The sequence below is a fragment of the Vibrio fluvialis genome, assembly GCF_900460245.1.
Taxonomy (GTDB): domain Bacteria; phylum Pseudomonadota; class Gammaproteobacteria; order Enterobacterales; family Vibrionaceae; genus Vibrio; species Vibrio fluvialis.
In genome coordinates this window covers 2,468,518-2,490,575 of the sequence record NZ_UHIP01000001.1, presented here as the reverse complement: position 1 = coordinate 2,490,575, position 22,058 = coordinate 2,468,518, and the positions used below count along the sequence as shown (strand labels likewise).

18 protein-coding genes are annotated in these 22,058 nt (G+C 50.6%); 17 read left to right on the top strand and 1 reads right to left on the bottom strand.

Translation table 11 applies throughout. The annotated features are described in order from the left end of the window. The first annotated feature begins 38 nt into the window (after nucleotides 1-38). From rsmH to lpxC, 14 genes are all read left to right on the top strand, one after another. Complete coding sequence (rsmH, locus tag DYA43_RS11605) at nucleotides 39-989, top strand: 16S rRNA (cytosine(1402)-N(4))-methyltransferase RsmH (protein WP_020330474.1); 951 nt, start codon at nucleotides 39-41, stop codon at nucleotides 987-989. 24 nt (nucleotides 990-1,013) lie between these two features. Continuing rightward, nucleotides 1,014-1,331 (top strand): cell division protein FtsL, encoded by a 318-nt coding sequence (ftsL, locus tag DYA43_RS11600; RefSeq protein ID WP_024373943.1) that lies wholly within the window; start codon nucleotides 1,014-1,016, stop codon nucleotides 1,329-1,331. Then, a complete protein-coding gene (locus tag DYA43_RS11595; protein WP_061056869.1) occupies nucleotides 1,328-3,082 on the top strand; it encodes a penicillin-binding transpeptidase domain-containing protein in 1,755 nt (584 codons plus the stop codon). Before ftsL ends, DYA43_RS11595 begins: the two co-directional genes overlap by 4 nt. Nucleotides 3,083-3,134: 52 nt before the next feature. Next, on the top strand, nucleotides 3,135-4,622 hold the full coding sequence (gene murE, locus DYA43_RS11590) for a UDP-N-acetylmuramoyl-L-alanyl-D-glutamate--2,6-diaminopimelate ligase (RefSeq protein WP_061056868.1): 1,488 nt from the start codon (nucleotides 3,135-3,137) through the stop codon (nucleotides 4,620-4,622). Next, nucleotides 4,619-5,980, top strand: a complete 1,362-nt coding sequence (locus DYA43_RS11585) for a UDP-N-acetylmuramoyl-tripeptide--D-alanyl-D-alanine ligase (protein ID WP_061056867.1) — start codon at nucleotides 4,619-4,621, stop codon at nucleotides 5,978-5,980. Before murE ends, DYA43_RS11585 begins: the two co-directional genes overlap by 4 nt. Beyond that, nucleotides 5,977-7,059 (top strand): phospho-N-acetylmuramoyl-pentapeptide-transferase, encoded by a 1,083-nt coding sequence (mraY, locus tag DYA43_RS11580; protein WP_020330479.1) that lies wholly within the window; start codon nucleotides 5,977-5,979, stop codon nucleotides 7,057-7,059. The genes DYA43_RS11585 and mraY overlap by 4 nt, the downstream gene beginning before the upstream one ends. Nucleotides 7,060-7,082: 23 nt before the next feature. Next, nucleotides 7,083-8,402, top strand: a complete 1,320-nt coding sequence (murD, locus tag DYA43_RS11575) for a UDP-N-acetylmuramoyl-L-alanine--D-glutamate ligase (protein ID WP_061056866.1) — start codon at nucleotides 7,083-7,085, stop codon at nucleotides 8,400-8,402. 17 nt (nucleotides 8,403-8,419) lie between these two features. Next, nucleotides 8,420-9,613: a cell division protein FtsW gene (ftsW, locus tag DYA43_RS11570; RefSeq protein ID WP_020330482.1), complete on the top strand. Its 1,194-nt coding sequence runs from the start codon at nucleotides 8,420-8,422 to the stop codon at nucleotides 9,611-9,613. 7 nt (nucleotides 9,614-9,620) lie between these two features. Beyond that, a complete protein-coding gene (gene murG, locus DYA43_RS11565; protein ID WP_020330484.1) occupies nucleotides 9,621-10,676 on the top strand; it encodes an undecaprenyldiphospho-muramoylpentapeptide beta-N-acetylglucosaminyltransferase in 1,056 nt (351 codons plus the stop codon). A 13-nt stretch (nucleotides 10,677-10,689) separates the two neighbouring features. Beyond that, nucleotides 10,690-12,150 (top strand): UDP-N-acetylmuramate--L-alanine ligase, encoded by a 1,461-nt coding sequence (murC, locus tag DYA43_RS11560; protein ID WP_061056865.1) that lies wholly within the window; start codon nucleotides 10,690-10,692, stop codon nucleotides 12,148-12,150. Nucleotides 12,151-12,332: 182 nt separating this feature from the next. After that, complete coding sequence (locus DYA43_RS11555) at nucleotides 12,333-13,115, top strand: cell division protein FtsQ/DivIB (protein ID WP_024373935.1); 783 nt, start codon at nucleotides 12,333-12,335, stop codon at nucleotides 13,113-13,115. Continuing rightward, nucleotides 13,108-14,370: a cell division protein FtsA gene (gene ftsA / locus DYA43_RS11550; RefSeq protein WP_020330487.1), complete on the top strand. Its 1,263-nt coding sequence runs from the start codon at nucleotides 13,108-13,110 to the stop codon at nucleotides 14,368-14,370. The genes DYA43_RS11555 and ftsA overlap by 8 nt, the downstream gene beginning before the upstream one ends. Before the next feature lie 30 nt (nucleotides 14,371-14,400). Then, entirely contained in the window at nucleotides 14,401-15,621 is a 1,221-nt protein-coding gene (gene ftsZ / locus DYA43_RS11545; protein WP_020330488.1) for a cell division protein FtsZ, read from the top strand. A 97-nt stretch (nucleotides 15,622-15,718) separates the two neighbouring features. Then, on the top strand, nucleotides 15,719-16,636 hold the full coding sequence (gene lpxC / locus DYA43_RS11540; RefSeq protein ID WP_024373934.1) for a UDP-3-O-acyl-N-acetylglucosamine deacetylase: 918 nt from the start codon (nucleotides 15,719-15,721) through the stop codon (nucleotides 16,634-16,636). A 48-nt stretch (nucleotides 16,637-16,684) separates the two neighbouring features. Here the strand turns inward: lpxC and DYA43_RS11535 are convergent, their stop codons facing one another. Then, the gene (locus tag DYA43_RS11535) at nucleotides 16,685-17,143 is read right to left on the bottom strand and encodes a DUF721 domain-containing protein (protein WP_047461274.1); all 459 of its coding nucleotides are present in this window, start codon (nucleotides 17,141-17,143) and stop codon (nucleotides 16,685-16,687) included. Nucleotides 17,144-17,506: 363 nt separating this feature from the next. Here DYA43_RS11535 and secA point away from each other — a divergent pair, with 363 nt between their 5' ends. The 3 genes from secA to dapB all read left to right on the top strand — a co-directional run bounded on the left by secA (nucleotide 17,507) and on the right by dapB (nucleotide 21,635). Further along, nucleotides 17,507-20,218, top strand: a complete 2,712-nt coding sequence (secA, locus tag DYA43_RS11530) for a preprotein translocase subunit SecA (protein ID WP_020330491.1) — start codon at nucleotides 17,507-17,509, stop codon at nucleotides 20,216-20,218. Between the two features lie 114 nt (nucleotides 20,219-20,332). After that, nucleotides 20,333-20,731: an 8-oxo-dGTP diphosphatase MutT gene (mutT, locus tag DYA43_RS11525; RefSeq protein WP_020330492.1), complete on the top strand. Its 399-nt coding sequence runs from the start codon at nucleotides 20,333-20,335 to the stop codon at nucleotides 20,729-20,731. Between the two features lie 94 nt (nucleotides 20,732-20,825). Continuing rightward, nucleotides 20,826-21,635 carry a 4-hydroxy-tetrahydrodipicolinate reductase gene (gene dapB, locus DYA43_RS11520; RefSeq protein WP_020330494.1) on the top strand — a complete coding sequence of 270 codons (810 nt, stop codon included), beginning with the start codon at nucleotides 20,826-20,828 and terminating at the stop codon, nucleotides 21,633-21,635. Nucleotides 21,636-22,058 lie beyond the last annotated feature (423 nt).

Here is a 22,058-nt window from a genome sequence, read left to right as displayed (position 1 = left end):
AATCAAACTGACGGACGTTTGTGCTGAACGAGACCATTATGACTGAATCTTTCCAACATATTTCTGTGCTGCTTCATGAATCGATCGACGGTCTGGCGATTAAGCCGGATGGCATTTATATCGACGGCACCTTTGGTCGTGGCGGACACAGCCGCACTATCTTGTCTCAGCTGGGCCCGAATGGCCGCTTATACAGTATCGACCGCGATCCACAGGCGATTGCTGAAGCGCAAAAAATTGATGATCCGCGTTTTACCATCGTTCACGGTCCGTTTTCCGGCATTGCAGAGTACGCTCAGCGTTACGATTTAGTCGGCAAAGTTGACGGCGTGCTGTTCGACCTTGGTGTTTCGTCACCGCAGCTTGATGATGCTGAACGTGGTTTCAGCTTTATGAAAGATGGCCCGCTGGATATGCGCATGGACCCGACTTCGGGTATGCCAGTTTCCGCCTGGTTGGCACAAGCGGATCTGGACGACATTACTTGGGTGATTCGCGAATTTGGTGAAGATAAACACGCGCGCCGAATTGCCAAAGCGATTGTCGCTTATCGTGAAGATGAAGAAAACGAACCCCTGACTCGCACCAGCCAACTGGCTAAACTGATTTCTGATGCGGCGCCAAAGAGTTTCAAAGAGAAAAAACACCCGGCCACCCGCGCATTCCAGGCTTTTCGTATTTACATCAACAGTGAATTGGAAGAGATCGATACCGCGCTTAAAGGTGCTGCGTCGATTCTCGCACCGCAAGGCCGCCTGTCGGTGATCAGCTTCCACTCACTGGAAGATCGCATGGTGAAGCGCTTCATGCGTAAAGAGAGTAAAGGGCCGGAAGTGCCGCATGGTATTCCGCTGACTCAGGAACAAATTCGCGCGTTGGGTAGTGCTGACCTGAAAACAGTCGGTAAAGCCATCAAACCTTCTGAGCAAGAAGTGGAGATGAATCCACGTTCTCGCAGCTCTGTTCTGCGTATCGCCGAAAAACTCTGAGCGCTCTGAAACTCGATAGCGATTATGTCTCAAACCAAGCTAAATCTCGCCAAACTGATTGCAGCCGACCTACTTACGGTAGGTCGGGTACCTCTCATCATGTTGATTCTGATCTTTACTTCCGCGATGGGAGTTGTGTTTACCACACACCATACCCGTCAGGCGATCACGCAAAAAGATCAGGCGCTGGAAGAGCGCGATCATCTCGACAATGAGTGGCGTAACCTGATCCTGGAAGAGACGGCACTGGCCGAGCATAGCCGAGTGCAAGAAATGGCAAAGAACGAGCTGGACATGAAGCGTCCGGATGCTGACAAAGAAGTAGTGATTGAAATCAAATGACGAAAAAGCCAGCGAAAGCCAAAGAAAAAGCCACAGCCAAACCGAAAACGAGCGCCAAAGTTGCCGAGCAGAACAGCCCGGTTTTTATCCGCTGGCGTTTTTATCTCATCGTCTTTTTTGTCCTGCTCGCCTTTGCCATGTTGGTGGGGCGACTTGCTTTTATTCAAATTATCGAACCGGATAACCTGATTCGCGAAGGCGACATGCGCTCTATTCGTGCTAAAACGCTGCAATCCGCGCGCGGGATTATCTCCGATCGTAATGGTGAAGCGCTGGCAGTGAGTGTGCCTGTGGATGCCGTGTGGGCCGATCCGGTGACCATTTTCAAACAAGGCGGATTGGTCGAAAAAGATCGTTGGTACGCACTGGCGGATGTGCTGAGCTTAGATCGTCAGGAAATGATGAAAAGGCTTGAGGATAACCGTACTCGCCGCTTCATCTACCTGCAACGTCAGGTCAGCCCGGCGATGGCGAAATACATTCGCGAACTGAAGCTGTCTGGCGTTGGGCTTAAATCGGAATCTCGCCGCTACTATCCGGCGGGGGAAGTCAGCGCTCATTTGATTGGTGTGACCGGCATCGACGGCCATGGTCTGGAAGGTGTCGAGCGTAGCTATGACAAATGGCTGACCGGTGAAGCTGGTAAGAGCATTATCCGTAAAGATCGCTACGGCCGCGTGGTGGAAAATATCTCGCTGGAAGAGCGTGAAGAGGGTAAGCCGTTGCAACTGACTATCGATCAGCGTTTACAAGCGATCGCTTTTCGCGCCGTTAAGCAGGCGATGGCCGATTACCGTGCGACGTCGGCATCGGCGGTGATGCTGGATGTTAAAACCGGCGCAGTGCTGGCAATGGTTAACGCCCCTTCTTACAACCCGAATAACCGCGCTGACTGGCAAAGCTTCAAGATGCGTAACCGCGTCATTACTGATGCATTTGAGCCAGGTTCAACCGTGAAACCATTTGTGGTGCTGGCCGCGCTCGCCAACGGCACCGCAGATGAACATACCATCATTGATACCGGCGATGGGGTCATGCGCATTGGTGGCAGCCGGGTACGTGACACCTCAAAAGTGGGCAAAGCCACGCTGCAAATGATTCTGAAAAAATCGAGCAACGTTGGTGTGGCGCACTTAGCGCTGGGAATGCCGCTCGAAGCGATGCTCGGCATGTACAACTCTGTGGGCCTGGGTGAAGTTTCCGGCCTCAACCTGGTGGGTGAAACCACCGGGATTTTCCCCAACCGCCGCCGTTGGTCACAGTTTGAGATCGCGACACTGGCCTTTGGTTATGGCTTGTCTATCACGCCGATTCAGCTTGCGCACGCTTATGCCACGCTGGGCAATCTGGGTAAATACCAGCCAGTACATTTGATTGAAAGCAATCAGCAGGATCTGTCTCATCAGGTGGTGGATGCCAAATACGCCAAGCAAGTGCTGGATATGCTGGAAACTGTAACCCAGCCGGGTGGTACGGCCGTGAAAGCGGCGGTACCGGGATATCGGATTGCGGCGAAATCCGGGACCTCGCGCAAAGCGATAGCAGGCGGTTATAGCGACGAATATTTTGCCTACACAGCTGGCGTGGCGCCAGTGAGCGATCCACGTATTTCGTTGGTGGTGATGGTGAACGAACCTCAGGGTGATTCTTACTACGGCGGCGCCGTAGCAGGACCGGTGTTCTCTGAAATCATGAAAGGGGCACTGCAGATCCTCAACATCGCGCCGGATGAGAACCGATTTCAAAAATAACAAAGTCCGCTGACACCACGGTGCGGCGGACAAACCATAGTGTGAGAACTCCATGAACACTAGCAAGGCTTTACAACAACTAATCTCTCCATGGCTGACGATCAGCGAGTCTGAGTTGGCGGCGCTACCCGTCACGCATCTGGAACTCGACAGCCGAAAAATTGAACCGGGTGACACCTTTGTCGCCATTATTGGCCATGCCATTGATGGACGTCAGTTCATCGATAAAGCCATCGTCCAAGGGGCGAATCTGGTGCTGGCCCAAGCGTGCTCACAATACTCACATGGCAGCGTCGCAGAGCGCCAATCGGTTCCTATTCTCTATATCGAACATCTGGACAAACATCTGTCGCAACTGGCAGGTCGCCTGTATGGCGGACATCAGAATCACGTCATTGCTGTGACGGGGACCAATGGTAAAACCACCATTTCTCAACTGATTGCGCAATGGATTGACCTGCTGGGCCATCGCGCCGCGGTGATGGGGACGACGGGCAATGGTTTTCTTGCCAACTTGCAGCCCGCGGCCAACACTACGGGCAACGCGATCGAAGTGCAGTCAACACTGTTTGATCTCGCGCAGCAAGGTGCGGAATTTACTGCGATGGAAGTCTCCTCGCATGGTTTGGTGCAAGGACGGGTGAAGTGTCTGCAGTTTGATGCAGGCGTCTTTTCCAACCTCAGCCGTGACCATCTGGATTACCACGGCACCATGGACGCCTACGCGGAGGCAAAGCTGTCGCTGTTTACTGAACATGACACGCGTCATGCCATCATCAATGTGGACGACGAAGTCGGCGCGCGTTGGGCGCAGCAGCTTAAGCATGCCGTAGGCGTTTCTCTGCAAGGAAAACCGGAAACCGAGCAAGCGCTGTGGGCAGTGAAAGTAAGTTACGCTGAAAGCGGCATTACGCTCGATTTCGATGGCAGTTGGGGCGCGGGTCAACTGCGTGCGCCGCTGATTGGCGAATTTAACGCATCGAATCTAATGCTGGCGCTGGCCACACTGCTGAGCCTGGGCTTTGAGCTCGGCGCTCTGTTGGCAGCGGCACCTAAACTTAAACCGGTATTAGGTCGCATGGAACTGTTTCAGGCGCCTGGCAAAGCGAAAGTCGTCGTCGATTACGCCCATACGCCGGACGCATTAGAAAAAGCGCTACGCGCACTGCGCGTGCATTGTCAGGGGCAATTGTGGGCGATTTTTGGGTGCGGCGGTGATCGTGATACCGGTAAGCGCCCGATGATGGCTGCGATTGCTGAAGCGTTTGCTGATCGCGTGATCCTGACTGACGACAACCCGCGCAGCGAAGATCCGCAGGCAATTGTCAACGATATGCTGGCCGGACTTAAAGCGCCGCAAGACGCTAGCGTGGAGCACAACCGTTTTGACGCGCTGAGTTTAGCCCTGTCGCAAGCGGGTGAACAAGACATTATTCTGCTCGCGGGTAAAGGTCACGAAGACTACCAGGTACTGGCCAACGAGACGATTCATTACTCGGATCGTGAATCCGCGCAAACTTTATTGGAGCTGTCAGCATGATTGGAACTTCTCTGACGCAGTTAACTGCGGTTCTTGATGCGCAATTAGTGGGTGAAGATACCGAGATCGCCGCAGTGTCAACGGATACTCGTTCAATTCCAAAAGACGCACTTTTTGTTGCCTTGGTCGGAGAGCGTTTTGACGCCCATGAATTTGCCGTGCAAGCGGTGGCAGCGGGCGCCAAAGCGCTGTTAGTAGAAAGAGTGCTGGATATCAACGTGCCCCAGCTGGTGGTCGCCAATAGCAAAATTGCGCTGGGCTTGCTGGGCAGCTGGGTTCATCAGCAGTGTCATACGCCGACGGTTGCCATCACGGGCAGCTGTGGCAAAACCACGGTGAAAGAGATGGTGGCCAGTATCTTAGCGGCGAAAGGCCAGGTGCTGTTCACTGCGGGTAACTTTAATAATGACATCGGTGTGCCGCTGACACTGCTGCGTTCGACGCCGCAAGATGATTACGCTGTAATTGAACTCGGCGCCAACCATATTGGCGAAATTGCTTACACCACGGCGCTGGTGAAACCGGATGTGGCGTTGGTGAATAACGTGGCTGCGGCACACTTAGAAGGCTTTGGCTCGATCGAAGGCGTAAAACGTGCCAAAGGTGAAATTTACCAAGGCCTGAGTGCGGGCAAAACGGCGGTCGTTAACCTCGACAGCCAGGGCGGTGAACTGTGGCAAGCCGTGCTGGCTGACAAATGTGTGAAAACTTTTTCCGTCACAGAGCACAGCGCTGACTTTTACCCGCGTGACATCGTGTTGAATGCTGCAGGGGAAGCCAGCTTTGTTCTGGTGACGCCTATCGGTGAAGTGGCAGTGAAACTGGGCATCATCGGCAAGCACAATGTGGGTAATGCACTTGCAGCAAGTGCACTTGCGATTGAGATGGGCGCGACTCTCGCTGACATTCAGCATGGTTTAGCGCATCTGTCGAAAGTGAAAGGCCGCGTGGATGTGACAGAGCTGAACGACAACATTACGTTGATCGACGACAGTTACAATGCCAGTGTTCCGGCGATGAAAGCCGCCGTGGACCTGCTTGGCGGTTTTTCTGCCACCCGGTGGCTAATTTTGGGCAATATGGCCGAGTTAGGTGAGGAAAGCCTTGCACTTCACCAACAAGTCGGTGAACATGCTGCACCATTCCAGTTTGAATATGTCTTGACGTATGGCCACGATGCGAAGGTGATCAGCGATGTCTGTCACGGTCGCCATTTTGCGTCCCATCAGGACATGATTATGTTTATCGAGCAGCAACTAGAACAACAACAGGATCGCGCTCACGTACTGATCGTCAAAGGCGCCAACAGTGCGGGTATGAGTAAGATTGCCGCTGCTCTTAAGGAGAAATACTCATGATTATTTGGCTTGCGGAGTTACTCCAGCCATATTTTTCGTTTTTCCGTTTGTTCGAATACCTTTCATTTCGAGCGATTGTCAGCATTCTGACGGCTCTGGGCATTTCATTATGGATGGGCCCGCGTCTGATCAAACGTCTGCAATTGTTGCAGATTGGTCAGGTGGTGCGTAACGACGGCCCGGAATCGCATTTCAGTAAACGTGGTACCCCAACGATGGGCGGTATCATGATTCTGGCCTCGATTATTATCACCGTGTTGTTGTGGACAGATTTGTCGAACCCGTACGTCTGGGCGGTTCTGGCCGTGCTAATGGGTTACGGTGCAGTCGGCTTTGTCGATGACTATCGTAAAGTGGTGCGCAAAAACACCGATGGTCTGATTGCGCGCTGGAAATACTTCTGGCAGTCAGCGATTGCGCTGGTGGTCGCATTTGCACTGTATGCACATGGTCACGATACCGCCGCGACTCAGCTGGTGGTGCCTTTCTTTAAAGAAGTGATGCCCCAACTGGGACTGTTCTACATTATTCTGACTTACTTTGTGATTGTAGGTACCAGTAACGCAGTCAACCTGACCGATGGCTTGGATGGCTTGGCGATCATGCCAACGGTGTTGGTCGCGGCTGGCTTTGGTGTGATCGCCTGGGCAACAGGTAACGTCAACTTTGCCAACTACCTGCATATTCCCTACATTCCTTACACGTCTGAACTGGTGGTGGTGTGTACCGCGATTGTCGGTGCTGGCCTTGGTTTCCTTTGGTTTAACACCTATCCAGCACAAGTTTTCATGGGCGATGTGGGTTCTCTGGCACTGGGCGGTGCTCTGGGCACTATCGCGGTGCTGGTTCGTCAGGAATTTGTCTTGGTGATCATGGGCGGTGTGTTCGTGATGGAAACCCTGTCGGTGATCCTGCAGGTGGGTTCATACAAGCTGCGCGGTCAGCGCATCTTCCGCATGGCCCCGATTCACCATCACTATGAACTGAAAGGTTGGCCGGAACCACGCGTGATCGTGCGTTTCTGGATCATCTCTATTGTTTTGGTTTTGATTGGTTTAGCGACACTGAAAGTGCGTTAATCCTTTACGTGGAAAAGAAATAAATGGACCGTTGGCAAGGCATTCAGCATGTAGTGGTCGTAGGGCTCGGTATAACCGGGCTCTCTGTCGTTAATTATCTGCAAAAATATCACCCGACAGTGACGGTGAGGGTTATTGATACTCGTGAAGCGCCACCAGGACAGGAACAACTGCCAACCGGTGTGGAACTGCACAGCGGCAGCTGGAATGTTGAGTGGTTGTTGGCGGCCGATTTAATTGTTGCTAACCCGGGTATTGCGCTCGCCACGCCAGAAATTCAGCAGGCACTGGCGGCGAACATCCCGGTGGTCGGCGATATTGAGCTGTTTGCCTGGCACGTGAATAAACCTGTAATTGCGATTACCGGTTCGAACGGTAAAAGCACCGTGACCGACCTGACTGGCGTGATGGCCAACGCGGCTGGAATTGCTACTGCAGTCGGAGGCAATATTGGTGTGCCGGCGCTGGATCTACTGTCGCAACACGCTGAACTCTACGTGCTGGAGCTATCGAGTTTTCAACTGGAAACCACTTCGTCTCTGGCGCTAAAAGCCGCGGCATTTCTTAATCTGTCGGAAGACCACATGGACCGTTATGACGGCATGGCAGGATATCGTCAGGCTAAGCTGCGCATTTTTGAACATGCACAAACGGCGGTTGTGAATGCTGACGATACCCAAACCTATCCTGATGCCTACTCGGGCCGCACGGTGCGTTTTGGTCTGGAGCAACCTGCTGAATTTACCACGGCGCAACATGACGGTAAGGAAGTGTTGATCGCCAATGGTGAGGCGGTGCTACCAACCTCGGATCTGAGTCTGGTTGGTCGTCACAACGTGGCTAACGTGCTGACCGTGCTGGCTTTACTCGATGCAGCGGGCGTGAATTATACAAACGCGTTGCCTGCATTGAAGTCTTACACGGGACTGACACACCGCTGTCAGGTGGTTGCCGATAATCAGGGTATAAAATGGGTCAATGATTCGAAAGCAACCAATGTGGCGAGCACATTGGCGGCGTTGTCTGGCCTGACCTTGAATGGCACTTTGTATCTGCTGGTAGGCGGAGTTGGTAAAGGCGCTGACTTCACACCATTAAAACCAGTGTTGGAGACGCTACCACTCACGCTGTGCTGTTTTGGTCGCGATGGCGATCAGTTCATGCCATTGCATGCCTCCGCTCAGCGTTTTGATACGATGGAAGACGTTATTGTATCGATTCGCCCGCAACTGAAAGCGGGGGATATGGTGCTGTTATCTCCGGCTTGCGCCAGCTTCGACCAATTTAAAAACTTTATGGCCCGTGGCGATGTGTTTGCTGAACTGGCTCAGCGCTACGCTTAGGGACAAAGGGAACGATTTTGTTACTCTCCAAACCATTTCAATCACTTAACCGCTGGCTGCGTACTGCTTCTCCTGACGCTTTGTTCGATCGTCAGTTGGTCTGGATCGCGCTGGGGTTGATGTTGATTGGTTTGGTGATGGTGACATCTGCTTCGTTTCCCATCAGCTCACGTCTGACTGATCAACCGTTTCACTTTATGTTTCGCCATGCCATCTTCCTGATGCTGGCTCTCATCACCTCTGCGGTGGTGCTTCAGGTACCGCTGCAGCGCTGGATGCAATACAGTTCGGTGTTGCTTGCGATCTCCTTTGTGTTGCTGATTATCGTGTTGTTAGCGGGTAAATCGGTCAACGGTGCTTCGCGCTGGATCCCACTTGGTCTGTTTAACCTTCAGCCTGCGGAAGTGGCCAAGTTATCGCTGTTTATCTTTATGTCCGGCTATCTGGTGCGCAAACACGATGAAGTGCGACAAACCTTCTTTGGCGGCTTTCTCAAACCCATCATGGTGTTTGGCACGCTGGCGGTTTTGCTGCTTGGTCAGCCAGACTTAGGGACGGTTATCGTGATGCTGGTGACGCTGTTTGGCATGCTGTTTATCGCTGGGGCAAAGCTGTCGCAGTTTCTCGCCTTGATGGTGGCCGGTATTCTTGCGGTGGTGGCGTTGATCGCCGCTGAACCCTACCGGATTCGCCGGGTAACCTCGTTTCTCGACCCGTGGGAAGACCCATTTGGCAGCGGTTACCAGCTCACGCAATCGCTGATGGCCTTTGGTCGCGGTGAATGGTTTGGTCAAGGGCTGGGCAATTCCATTCAAAAACTGGAATACCTGCCTGAAGCGCATACAGACTTTGTTTTCGCCGTGATGGCGGAAGAGCTTGGCTTTGTTGGCGTTACGCTGGTATTGATGCTGATTTTCAGTCTGGTGTTTAAAGCCATTTTGATCGGCAAGAAAGCGTTTGAGCACGATCAGCAGTTTGGCGGTTATCTGGCGTTTGGCATCGGGATCTGGTTTGCGTTCCAGACCTTGGTCAACGTCGGCGCAGCCGCAGGTATGGTGCCAACCAAAGGTCTGACATTACCGCTGATCAGTTACGGTGGTTCGAGTTTAATTATTATGTCGGTGGCGGTATCGATACTGCTGCGCATCGACCATGAATGCCGCATGGCAGACAATCGCAGAACAAAAGAAATAACCAATGAAGAAAACTAAACGATTAATGGTGATGGCTGGGGGAACCGGCGGTCACGTCTTCCCCGGTTTAGCCGTGGCAAAACAGTTGCAGCATCAAGGCTGGGACATTCGCTGGTTGGGAACGGCGGATCGAATGGAAGCGGATCTGGTGCCCAAACATGGCATCGCGATCGATTTTATTCGGGTGAAAGGTCTGCGTGGTCAGGGCATTGCCCGTCTGCTGAAGGCGCCATTTCAAATCGTGAATGCCATTTTACAGGCGCGCCGCCACATGAAAGCGTGGCAACCGGATGCAGTCTTGGGCATGGGTGGCTATGTCAGTGGCCCGGGTGGGATCGCGGCGTGGACGCTCGGCATTCCAGTGATTTTGCATGAGCAAAATGCGGTGGCTGGCCTGACTAACCAATGGTTGTCTAAAATTGCCACCAAAGTCTTTCAGGCTTTTGACGGCGCGTTTGCGGGCGTCCCTGTGGTGGGAAATCCGGTTCGTGGTGATGTTGTGGCGTTGCCGGAGCCGGATGCTCGATTGGCGGAGCGCACAGGTCCGCTGCGTATTCTGGTGATGGGTGGCAGCCAAGGCGCGCGGATTCTCAATCAAACCGTGCCGGCAACGTTGGCGTTGTTGGGTGACGGTTACCAAGTGCGTCATCAGGCTGGGAAAAATAACCAACAAGACGTTCAACAAGCCTATGCGGAACGGGGTGTGCATACGGCTGAGGTGACTGAATTCATCGATGATGTGGCTGAGGCGTATGCCTGGGCCGATCTTCTGGTTTGCCGCTCTGGAGCCTTGACGGTATCTGAAATTTCAGCGGCGGGTGTGGCTGCGATCTTTGTTCCTTTCATGCACAAAGATCGCCAGCAAGCCTTGAACGCTGACCACTTGGTGGCGTGTGGCGCTGCCCAAATGATTGAACAACCTGAGCTGACGGCAGATAAATTGGCCGCTGCCATTGCGCAGTTGGATCGCCCGGCTCTGCTGAACATGGCGCAAAAAGCCCGCCATGCAGCCAAACTGGATGCGGATAAAGTGGTGGCGGATGCCATCATTGCCGTGACGCAGTCCAGTGTCGACAAATAATGAGAACCGCTTTATGACGATCAAACATACACAAGACTTAGCGCAGATTCGCGCAATGGTGCCGGAAATGCGCCGTGTGAAATGTATTCACTTTATCGGTATTGGTGGCGCGGGCATGAGCGGGATCGCGGAAGTCCTGCTCAACGAAGGCTACCAAATCACGGGATCAGATATCGCGTCGAATGCGGTCACTGAACGTCTGACGGAGAAGGGCGCGACAGTTTATATTGGCCATGCAGCGTCTAACGTTGCGCAGGCGAGTGTGGTTGTTGTTTCGACGGCCATCAATGAACAGAACCCTGAAATCAAAGCTGCACGCGAGAAACGCATTCCGGTCGTCCGTCGCGCCGAGATGCTGGCCGAGCTGATGCGTTTTCGTCACGGGATTGCAGTCGCGGGGACTCACGGTAAAACCACCACCACCGCACTGGTGACGCAAATTTACTCGGAAGCGGGCATGGATCCAACGTTCGTCAACGGTGGCCTGGTGAAAAGCGCGGGGACTAATGCTCGCTTGGGGTCAAGCCGTATCCTGATAGCGGAAGCTGATGAGAGTGATGCGTCGTTCCTGCATCTGCAGCCGATGGTGACGATTGTGACCAACATCGAAGCGGATCATATGGATACTTATGGCGGTGACTTTGAAACGTTGAAGCAAACTTTTGTCGATTTTCTGCATAACCTGCCATTTTACGGTCAGGCGATTCTGTGTATCGATGATCCGGTGGTGCGTGAGTTGATTCCACGCATCAGCCGCCAGGTGATCACTTATGGTTTCTCAGAAGATGCCGACGTGCGTATTGAAAATTACCGTCAGGATGGCCAACAGGGTAAATTTACCGTGGTGCGCCAAGGTCGCGCCAATCTGGATATCACGCTTAACATTCCGGGGCGTCATAACGCGCTCAATGCGTCGGCTGCGATTGCGGTCGCGACTGAAGACGATATCAGTGATGAAGCGATTCTGCGTGCGATGGCGAATACCCAGGGTACTGGACGTCGTTTCGATCATCTGGGCGAATTTGAAACTGGTCGCGGTAAAGCGATGCTGGTGGATGACTACGGTCATCACCCAACCGAAGTCGGTGTGACGATTGCTGCTGCCCGCAATGGTTGGGCAGACAAACGCCTGGTGATGATTTTCCAACCGCACCGTTATACGCGAACTCGTGATTTGTACGATGACTTTGCAAATGTGCTGGAGCAGGTCGATATTCTGCTGATGCTGGATGTGTATTCGGCGGGTGAAAAGCCGATTGCTGGCGCGGATGGTCGCTCACTGTGTCGTACGATTCGTAGTCGTGGCAAGCTGGATCCGATTTTTGTTCCGGATAGCAAGACGTTACCGTCGGTTTTGGCCAATGTTCTACAAGATGGTGACCTGGTGCTGACGCAAGGCGCTGGTGATGTGGGCAAAGTAGCAAGAGAATTGGCCGCGTTAGAGTTAAACGTCGAGCGTATGCAAAAAGCGTAACGCAGTTGCATATCTGTGTTTTATGGTGAATTAAGTCGCTACCGATATGGAATTTCTGTATTTGAGTATTTGATACTTTTTAACACCTCAGTATAATCCAAAGGTTAAAGTCAGTGCTTTTGCCTCTATTGCGTAACGAAATAGGGAAACAATTTGCCAGTCGTCAACAGGATCATCGGACTTTGATAAACAGCGTGTTAGCCGAAGGCCGTAAAATATCCGGTTCACCACTAGTGAAACAGCATGCCGTCGGAGGCAGCTTTTTTCTGGTGGTGGTGTTGTTGATTGGTTTTTTGTTGTATTCAACGATCAGTTGGATGTGGGATGAACAACGTCTTCCGCTCTCTAAAATCGTTCTGCAAGGTAATTTACAATACGTTTCTACTCTTGATGTTCAGCGAGCATTTGCCCGGTTGGATCATATCGGAACCTTTATGTCCCAGGACATTGATGTTCTTCAGACCAGCGTGCAATCCATTCCCTGGGTTTCTCATGCATCAATCCGGAAACAGTGGCCCGACACTATAAAAGTCTTCTTAACGGAGCACCAAGTACAGGCTATCTGGAACGGTAATGCTTTGCTGGATGATGATGGCATCGTTTTTGATGGTGATATCGGACTGGTTAAAGAAGAACATGTAAAATTGTACGGGCCGGATGGCAGTGCTCCGGAAGTATTAAAAGTTTGGCGGCAGTATAATTCTCAGTTTCAGGCAATAGGCCGTAACATCTCTTCGTTGTTACTTAATGAGCGCCGAGCCTGGCAGATAATTCTGGATAATGGCATTCGCTTGGAATTGGGAAAAGAGTCGCTGGACGAACGTATAGCACGGTTTTTTCTACTGTATAAGCAGTTGGGCAATGAAGTGGATAAAGTCAGCTACATTGACCTCAGATACGATACAGGCGCCGCAGTAGGTTGGATCTCAGAACAAGAGTTAGCACAAGAGAATACAGATGACTAAAACTGCTAATGACAACATCATTGTTGGTCTGGATATCGGCACCGCCACCGTATCAGCTTTAGTGGGAGAAATTCTCCCGGATGGTCAGATAAACATTATCGGTGCGGGAAGTAGCCCTTCCCGAGGCATGGATAAAGGTGGCGTCAACGATCTGGAATCGGTGGTAAAATCGGTTCAGCGTGCCATTGACCAAGCAGAATTAATGGCGGAATGCCAAATCAGTAATGTGTTTCTGTCGATTTCCGGCCGTCACATTGCTAGCCGAATTGAAAAAGGTATGGGCACTATTTCCGATGAAGAAGTGTCGCAGGACGACATGGATCGGGCAATTCATACCGCGAAATCGATCAAAATTGGTGAAGAGCAGCGAATTTTGCATGTCATTCCTCAAGAATTTACGATCGATTATCAAGAAGGCATCAAAAATCCATTAGGATTATCCGGTGTGCGCATGGAAGTCAGCGTGCACTTGATTACTTGTCACAATGATATGGCAAGAAACATCATTAAAGCCGTAGAACGTTGCGGTTTAAAAGTTGAACAGTTAGTGTATTCAGGATTGGCGGCAAGTAATGCCGTGATCACTGAAGATGAGCGCGAACTTGGTGTGTGCGTGATCGATATTGGTGCAGGAACCATGGATGTTTCCGTTTGGACCGGTGGTGCGCTACGACATACCGAAGTGTTCTCTTATGCGGGCAATGCTGTCACCAGTGATATCGCATTTGCTTTCGGTACTCCCGTAAGCGATGCCGAAGAGATCAAAGTGAAATATGGCTGCGCGCTGAGTGAGTTAGTAAGCAAGGATGATACGGTTAATGTTCCGAGTGTAGGTGGTCGTCCGTCACGCAGTTTGCAACGACAAACCTTGTCGGAAGTGATTGAGCCTCGCTACACTGAGTTAATGGGCCTGGTAAACCAGACGATTGACTCGGTTCAGGAAAAACTGCGTGAAGACGGCATCAAGCATCACTTGGCTGCCGGCGTTGTTCTAACAGGCGGCGCAGCGCAGATTGAAGGATTAGTTGAGTGTGCGGAGCGCGTGTTCCGCAACCAAGTCAGAGTCGGTAAACCTCTTGAGGTGAGTGGCCTGACAGATTACGTAAAAGAGCCGTATCATTCTACGGCAGTTGGTTTACTTCATTACGCAAGAGACAGTCAAATTAACGACGATACTGAATATCAAGAGCCTAAGCGCCAATCAATGTCGGGCTTATTGGGTCGTTTGCGTAACTGGATACAAAAAGAGTTTTAACCTGAGTTGCAGGAAAAACGGAGATAACACATGTTTGAACCGATGATGGAAATGTCTGACGATGCTGTAATTAAAGTCGTTGGGGTTGGTGGTGGCGGCGGTAACGCCGTAGAACACATGGTGCGTGAATCCATCGAAGGCGTGGAATTCATCAGTATCAATACAGATGCGCAAGCACTTCGTAAAACCAGCGTGAGCACAGTCATTCAAATCGGCGGTGATATTACTAAAGGTTTGGGGGCGGGTGCGAATCCGCAAGTTGGACGTGACGCAGCTCTCGAAGATAGAGATCGAATTAAAGAAGTGCTGATGGGTGCCGATATGGTATTTGTCGCCGCTGGTATGGGTGGTGGTACCGGTACTGGTGCTGCTCCTGTGATTGCGGAAGTGGCTAAAGAGCTGGGCATCCTAACAGTTGCTGTAGTGACTAAGCCATTCAGCTTCGAAGGTAAGAAACGTCTTTCGTTTGCGGAACAAGGTATTGAAGAGCTGTCTAAGCACGTGGACTCTTTAATTACTATTCCGAACGAAAAACTGCTGAAAGTTCTGGGTCGTGGTATCACCTTGCTTGAAGCCTTTGCCAGCGCGAACGACGTACTTAAGAATGCAGTACAAGGTATCGCAGAACTGATTACTCGTCCGGGTATGATCAACGTAGACTTTGCAGACGTACGCACTGTCATGTCGGAAATGGGTCACGCCATGATGGGTAGCGGTGTTGCAAAAGGTGAAGACCGTGCTGAAGAAGCGGCCGAGATGGCGATTTCAAGTCCACTATTGGAAGATATCGACCTCGCTGGCGCTCGTGGCGTACTGGTGAACATCACTGCTGGTTTGGATATGCGTCTGGATGAATTTGAAACTGTGGGTAATACTGTTAAAGCGTTCGCTTCTGACAATGCAACCGTAGTCATCGGTACATCTCTGGATCCAGATATGGCAGATGAAATTCGCGTAACAGTCGTTGCAACGGGTATTGGTAACGAACGCAAACCAGACATTACGTTAGTGGCAGGCGGTAAAGCGAAACCAGTACAAGCTTCTCAACCACAACAAGTGATCGTTCCGGCGGCAAAAGTGGAAGAGAAAGCGGCACAGCCTTTGCAAGAAAGAGTTGAAGTGAAAACCCAGCCGGCAACGGCCGCGTCGAGCAGCGTCTCTTCTTCTGCAAGCCAAAGCACTGCGCCTAAGCAAGAGAAAGAGAGCGGATATCTGGATATCCCTGCTTTCCTACGTCGTCAGGCTGATTAAGATCTCGCCACAATTTGACACTGTTCAAAATTCTGGTAGGATGTCGGTCGGTAACCATACCGGCCGAGCTTTGTGGCATCGATTTAGAGGCAAGTAGATGATCAGACAACGTACACTGAAAGAAATAGTGAAAACAACTGGAGTGGGCCTACACTCTGGTCGTAAGGTCACGTTAACTCTTCGCCCAGCTGCTGCAAACACAGGCATCATTTACCGTCGTACTGACGTAAACCCACCTGTGGACTTCCCAGCAGACCCAGAATCTGTGCGCGACACTATGTTGTGTACTGCTCTGGTGAACGATGAAGGTATTCGCATCTCAACGGTTGAACACCTGAATGCGGCACTGGCGGGTATGGGGATCGACAACGTTATCGTTGAAGTGGATGCACCTGAAATTCCAATTATGGATGGCAGTGCAAGTCCATTTGTATACCTGCTGCAACAAGCAGGCATCGAAACGCTGAACACTCCTAAACGTTTTATTCGTATTAAGAAACCCGTTCGTTTTGAAGATGGTGACAAGTGGGCTGAACTGCGCCCGCACAACGGCTTCAAAATGGATTTCGAAATCGAATTCAACCACCCGGCTATCGACGGCGATGAGCAACACTTAGTGTTTGATTTTTCTTCACAAGGTTTTGTGAAAGAAATTTCGCGTGCTCGTACTTTTGGTTTCATGCGTGACATTGAATACCTTCAGTCACAGAATCTGTGTCTGGGCGGTAGCTTTGATTGTGCAATCGTGCTGGATGATTATCGCATCTTGAACGAAGAAGGCCTTCGTTTCGCCAACGAATTTGTGACACATAAAGTACTGGACGCGATTGGTGATCTGTACATGTGTGGTCACGCGATTGTCGGTGAATTCCGTGCTTATAAATCAGGTCATGGTTTGAACAACCAGCTGCTGCGTGCAGTACTGGCAGATCAGGAAGCTTGGGAATGGGCAACGTTTGAAGAAGAAGTTGGTTCGCCAGTTGCCTTCGCAGAACCAAATATGGTTATCGCATAAGCAAAAGATTAATGAAAAAAGCCAGACTAAGGTCTGGCTTTTTTTGTGTCATTTTTTCGCCAGCTTAGCCAGATTTTCCAGCCGTTGACGCACTTTAGGCGAGGCATTTTCAGCGATGGTCATCAGTACCTGAGCGGCATGTTCTGTCAGGGGAGGGCGAGGTTTTGCCTCTTCCGGCTTTGCCGTTGAACGGGATTGATTACGATAAAGATCCGGGTTGATCTTAATGTCAATGCTGATCAAACGGCCAAATCCGTGGGCGCGTAACTGGTTGAGCAGCGAGAGTCGATCATAATCGATCTTCATTTTGATCGCTGCGCTGGCGGCTTCCAGGACCAGATGCCCGCCGCGAATATTGGCGGCACGCACGTGCTGCTCGGTTCCGCGGGGTAACAGCGTTTTGAGTAACTGATTGAGCTGAAGAATTTCTTTAGCATGCTCCTGCAGTTGACTGAGGCGCGAAGCTTCAATCAGTTCTTCAGTATTTGTAGGTCGGTGATCTCGCATGGTGCTCATCCGCTGTGTGTTCTTTCTGTATTCTATACACAAATGGCAGCAACGAAAACGCTCAAGATGAAGCACTGGCGGACAGAAATGTCAGCCAATGATGCGAATTTAACCACCCAACATCCGGCAGAGTGCACAAAATGTTAAGCCGAATGCAAACAAACCGGATTGTTATTGGTTGTTCCATCAAAAATTCCTTAAACTAGGCGCCACTTAATTCAATTAGTGCCTTGAAAATAAACATCACCATCACAATATCCGTAGATGCATGACTTACCTCAGTATCCTTAGTTGAAATTAGGTAGAGACTTAAGGCAGTAAAAGTAGATCGGGAAGATCTAAGTAAAGAGAGATTCACAACAGATGATAACTAAGCTACTGACAAAAGTGATTGGCAGTCGCAATGACCGCACACTGCGCCGCTTAAGAAAGATTGTAAAAGAGATCAATAACTACGAGCCGGCATTTGAAGCGCTTTCCGACGAAGAACTGAAAGCCAAAACCGTTGAATTCCGTCAACGTATTGAGCAAGGCGAGACACTCGATCAACTTCTTCCAGAAGCCTTTGCGACCGTACGTGAAGCTTCTAAACGTGTCTTTGGTATGCGTCACTTCGACGTTCAGCTGATTGGTGGTATGGTTCTGAACGCTGGCCAAATCGCGGAAATGCGTACTGGTGAAGGTAAAACCCTGACCGCAACTCTGCCTGCCTACCTGAATGCCCTTCCTGGTAAAGGAGTTCACATCGTTACGGTGAACGACTACCTGGCAAAGCGTGACGCTGAAACTAACCGCGCACTGTTTGAATTCCTTGGTATGACTGTTGGTGTCAATGTGCCAAACATGCCGCCACAAGAGAAAAAAGAGGCCTACCGCGCCGATATTCTTTACGGAACCAACAACGAGTTTGGTTTCGATTACCTACGTGACAACATGGCGTTCCGCACTGAAGATCGTGTGCAACGTGCGCGTTTCTTTGCCGTTGTCGATGAAGTGGACTCGATTTTGATCGATGAAGCGCGTACGCCGCTGATCATTTCAGGCCCGGCAGAAGACAGTTCTGAATTGTACACCCGTATTAATACTCTGATCCCGCATCTGCAAAAGCAGGACAAAGAGGATTCAGAAGAGTACCGCGGTGATGGTCACTACACCGTAGACGAAAAATCCAAACAAGTTTATCTGACCGAAACTGGTCAGGAATACGTGGAAGAGCTGTTGGTGAAAAACGGCATGATGCAGGACGGCGATACACTGTATTCGCCAACCAACATCAGTCTGCTGCACCATGTGAATGCAGCGCTGCGTGCGCACGTGCTGTTTGAAAAGAACGTTGACTACATCGTCACTGATGATGGTGAAGTGGTCATCGTTGACGAACACACTGGCCGTACTATGCCGGGTCGTCGCTGGTCTGACGGTTTACACCAAGCGGTGGAAGCCAAAGAAGGCGTGAAGATCCAAAACGAAAACCAGACGCTGGCATCGATTACCTTCCAGAACTACTTCCGTTTGTATGAGAAGCTGTCGGGTATGACCGGTACTGCTGATACCGAAGCGTTTGAATTCCAGTCTATTTACGGTCTGGAAACGGTGGTAATTCCAACCAACAAACCAATGATCCGTAACGATATGCCGGATGTGGTTTACCGTACTGAAGCGGAGAAATTCGCAGCGATCATTGAAGACATCAAAGAGCGCGTCGTGAAAGGCCAGCCAGTGCTGGTGGGTACGGTATCGATTGAAAAATCGGAACTGCTGTCTAATGCGCTGAAGCAAGCCAAGATCAAACATAACGTTCTGAACGCCAAGTTCCACGAGAAAGAAGCGGAAATCGTTGCAGAAGCTGGTAAACCAGGCGCGGTCACGATCGCAACCAACATGGCTGGTCGCGGTACCGATATTGTGCTGGGTGGTAGCTGGCAGTCTAAAGTTGAGACTCTGGACAATCCGACTCAAGAGCAAATCGATGCGATTAAAGCCGAGTGGAAAGAAGTCCATGACGCGGTACTCGCATCTGGTGGTTTGCACATCATTGGTACTGAGCGTCACGAATCACGCCGTATCGACAACCAGTTGCGTGGTCGTGCGGGTCGTCAGGGTGATGCGGGTTCTTCGCGTTTCTACCTGTCGATGGAAGATACGCTGCTGCGTATCTTTACGTCAGACCGTATGGCAAGCCTGATCCAAAGCGGTATGGACGAAGGCGAAGCGATCGAAAGTAAAATGCTGTCGCGCTCGATTGAAAAAGCACAACGCAAAGTCGAAGGCCGTAACTTCGATATTCGTAAGCAGCTGCTGGAATACGATGATGTAGCGAACGATCAGCGTAAAGTCGTATATGAACTGCGTGATGAACTGATGGGCGCGGAAGATATCAGCGATATGATTGAACAAAATCGTGTTGATGTTATGACCGCCGTTATCGACGAGTACATTCCGCCGCAATCGCTGGAAGATATGTGGGATGTGCAGGGGCTGGAAGAGCGCCTGAAGAACGATTTCGACCTTCCGTTGCCAATCCAGTCTTGGTTGGATGAAGATGACAAGCTTTACGAAGAAGCATTACGCGACCGTATTCTTGAGCAGGCTGTGACTGTCTACAAAGCGAAAGAAGAAGCAGTGGGCGAAACCGTGATGCGTAACTTTGAAAAATCCGTCATGCTGCAAACTCTTGATACTTTGTGGAAAGAACATCTGGCGGCGATGGATCACCTGCGTCAGGGTATTCACCTGCGTGGCTACGCGCAGAAGAACCCGAAACAGGAGTACAAGCGCGAATCGTTTGAACTGTTTGAAGGCCTTCTGGAGTCATTGAAATCTGACGTGATCACTATCCTGTCTAAAGTCCGCGTACAGCAGCAGGAAGAAGTAGAGCGTATGGAAGCTCAACGCCGTGCACAAGCGGAAGAAGCTGCACGTCATGCACAGGCGCAACACGCTAACGCCGACGGTTCACCAGAACAAGACGATCATCAGCCGATGGTACGTGAAGAACGTAAAGTCGGCCGTAATGAGCCTTGTCCGTGTGGCAGTGGTAAGAAGTACAAACAGTGTCACGGTAAGATCGACTGATCCCGTCACCTTGAACAAGAGTCGCCACTGGCGGCTCTTTTTTTATCGCAGCGTCTGGACATTGCTTCATCTTGCGATTAGAAACAAACAGATTTCAGCGAACAGGATAGAAATATGAAACGAATTCACATTGTGGCGGGCATTATCTTCAATCAGGACAAGTCGCAAATCTTTATCACCAAACGTCCCGATAATTTGCATAAAGGTGGATTCTGGGAATTTCCCGGTGGCAAAGTGGAAGCGGGGGAGTCTATTGAACAGGCTCTGACTCGTGAGCTTGATGAAGAAATTGGTATCGAAGTAACACAGCAGGCGCCGTTTGAGCATCTGGAGTACGACTACCCGGAAAAATCACTCAAATTCGATTTTATGCTGGTGACAGCATTCAATCACCAGCCATATGGACGTGAGGGACAACAGGGTGAATGGGTTAATGTCGCAGAGCTGACGAACTACACCTTCCCTGAAGCGAATGTTCCGGTGCTGGAGCGTGTACTGAAAGAGTTCGCGTAAGTGCTAGCCACAAGCCGCTATAGTTGGTAGTTTAAAGTCACAAGTTGGAAACACCGTGCGAGAGCATGTGCGAGAAGAAAATGGAGAAGACGCAATGGTAAGAATTGCGATTGCAGGCGCGGCTGGCCGAATGGGCCGCAATTTGGTTAAAGCTGCCCATCATAACCCTAAAGCCACTGTCGGCGCAGGTTCTGAACGTCCTGAGTCATCACTGGTCGGTGTGGATATTGGTGAACTGTGTGGAGAAGGCCGCTTTGATGTGGCACTGGTGGATAACCTGGAACAAGCGATCCATGAGTTCGACGTCATCATTGATTTTACGGCACCAGTCAGCACGCTGGCCAATATCGAACTGTGTAAAAAATACGCTAAGAAATTGGTTATTGGCACCACAGGCTTCAGTGATGAAGAACGCGCGTTGATCGACGAAGCGGCTAAAGAAATGCCCATCGTCATGGCTCCAAACTACAGTGTTGGCGTGAACCTGGTATTTAAGTTGCTTGAAAAAGCGGCCAAAGTGATGGGTGACTACTGCGATATCGAAATCGTTGAAGCGCACCATCGTCATAAAGTCGATGCGCCGTCAGGTACCGCAATTGGTATGGGCGAAGCCATCGCGCATGCGATGGGTAACAAGCTGAGTGACGTCGCGGTTTATGCCCGTGAAGGCATTACTGGTGAGCGTACGCGTGATGAAATTGGTTTTGCCACCATTCGAGCTGGCGACATTGTCGGTGAGCACACTGCGATGTTTGCGGACATTGGTGAACGTGTCGAGATCACCCATAAAGCCACTGATCGCATGACTTTCGCCAATGGCGCGGTAAGAGCCGCGATCTGGTTATCTGAGAAACCTGCAGGTTTTTATACTATGACCGACGTGCTGGGTCTTAACGAACTCTAAATACATAATTATGCGCCGGCTTATTCCGGCGCATCCTCTTTTTCTCTTCAAAGCCCCTCAAAATTTACTCTGCACAATTTCGAAATCTAATCCTACTTTTGTTGTTCTTTTTGCGGTTTGATTGTTTCTTTTAAATGTAATCGTTATTTTTTAAGTTAAATTGCGTAGATTATCGTTTGCCTGATTTTTGATAATAAAAAGCACGAAAAAAAAATACTAAAGTGCCTATTTTTTATTCGCTTGTTCATAACTATCGTTTGAAACTGCCTAAAACATGCGGTTTTAGTGCCTTTGGGTGGTTTTTTAATTGTAACCTACCAAAAATTAATTTTATTTCTGAACGAATGTTGACAGAGGTCACGGCGAACATTAGAATACCGCCAATTTGTCTAAAACCCCCTAGAGCAAACTTTAAACGCGAAA

Excerpts from the sequence above, each read along its gene's own strand:
- rsmH (WP_020330474.1), top strand. The coding sequence starts at position 39 with ATGACTGAATCTTTCCAACATATTTCTGTGCTGCTTCATGAATCGATC.
- ftsL (WP_024373943.1), top strand. The coding sequence starts at position 1,014 with ATGTCTCAAACCAAGCTAAATCTCGCCAAACTGATTGCAGCCGACCTA.
- DYA43_RS11595 (WP_061056869.1), top strand. The coding sequence starts at position 1,328 with ATGACGAAAAAGCCAGCGAAAGCCAAAGAAAAAGCCACAGCCAAACCG.
- murE (WP_061056868.1), top strand. The coding sequence starts at position 3,135 with ATGAACACTAGCAAGGCTTTACAACAACTAATCTCTCCATGGCTGACG.
- DYA43_RS11585 (WP_061056867.1), top strand. The coding sequence starts at position 4,619 with ATGATTGGAACTTCTCTGACGCAGTTAACTGCGGTTCTTGATGCGCAA.
- mraY (WP_020330479.1), top strand. The coding sequence starts at position 5,977 with ATGATTATTTGGCTTGCGGAGTTACTCCAGCCATATTTTTCGTTTTTC.
- murD (WP_061056866.1), top strand. The coding sequence starts at position 7,083 with ATGGACCGTTGGCAAGGCATTCAGCATGTAGTGGTCGTAGGGCTCGGT.
- murG (WP_020330484.1), top strand. The coding sequence starts at position 9,621 with ATGGTGATGGCTGGGGGAACCGGCGGTCACGTCTTCCCCGGTTTAGCC.
- murC (WP_061056865.1), top strand. The coding sequence starts at position 10,690 with ATGACGATCAAACATACACAAGACTTAGCGCAGATTCGCGCAATGGTG.
- ftsA (WP_020330487.1), top strand. The coding sequence starts at position 13,108 with ATGACTAAAACTGCTAATGACAACATCATTGTTGGTCTGGATATCGGC.
- ftsZ (WP_020330488.1), top strand. The coding sequence starts at position 14,401 with ATGTTTGAACCGATGATGGAAATGTCTGACGATGCTGTAATTAAAGTC.
- lpxC (WP_024373934.1), top strand. The coding sequence starts at position 15,719 with ATGATCAGACAACGTACACTGAAAGAAATAGTGAAAACAACTGGAGTG.
- DYA43_RS11535 (WP_047461274.1), bottom strand. The coding sequence starts at position 17,143 with ATGCGAGATCACCGACCTACAAATACTGAAGAACTGATTGAAGCTTCG.
- secA (WP_020330491.1), top strand. The coding sequence starts at position 17,507 with ATGATAACTAAGCTACTGACAAAAGTGATTGGCAGTCGCAATGACCGC.
- mutT (WP_020330492.1), top strand. The coding sequence starts at position 20,333 with ATGAAACGAATTCACATTGTGGCGGGCATTATCTTCAATCAGGACAAG.
- dapB (WP_020330494.1), top strand. The coding sequence starts at position 20,826 with ATGGTAAGAATTGCGATTGCAGGCGCGGCTGGCCGAATGGGCCGCAAT.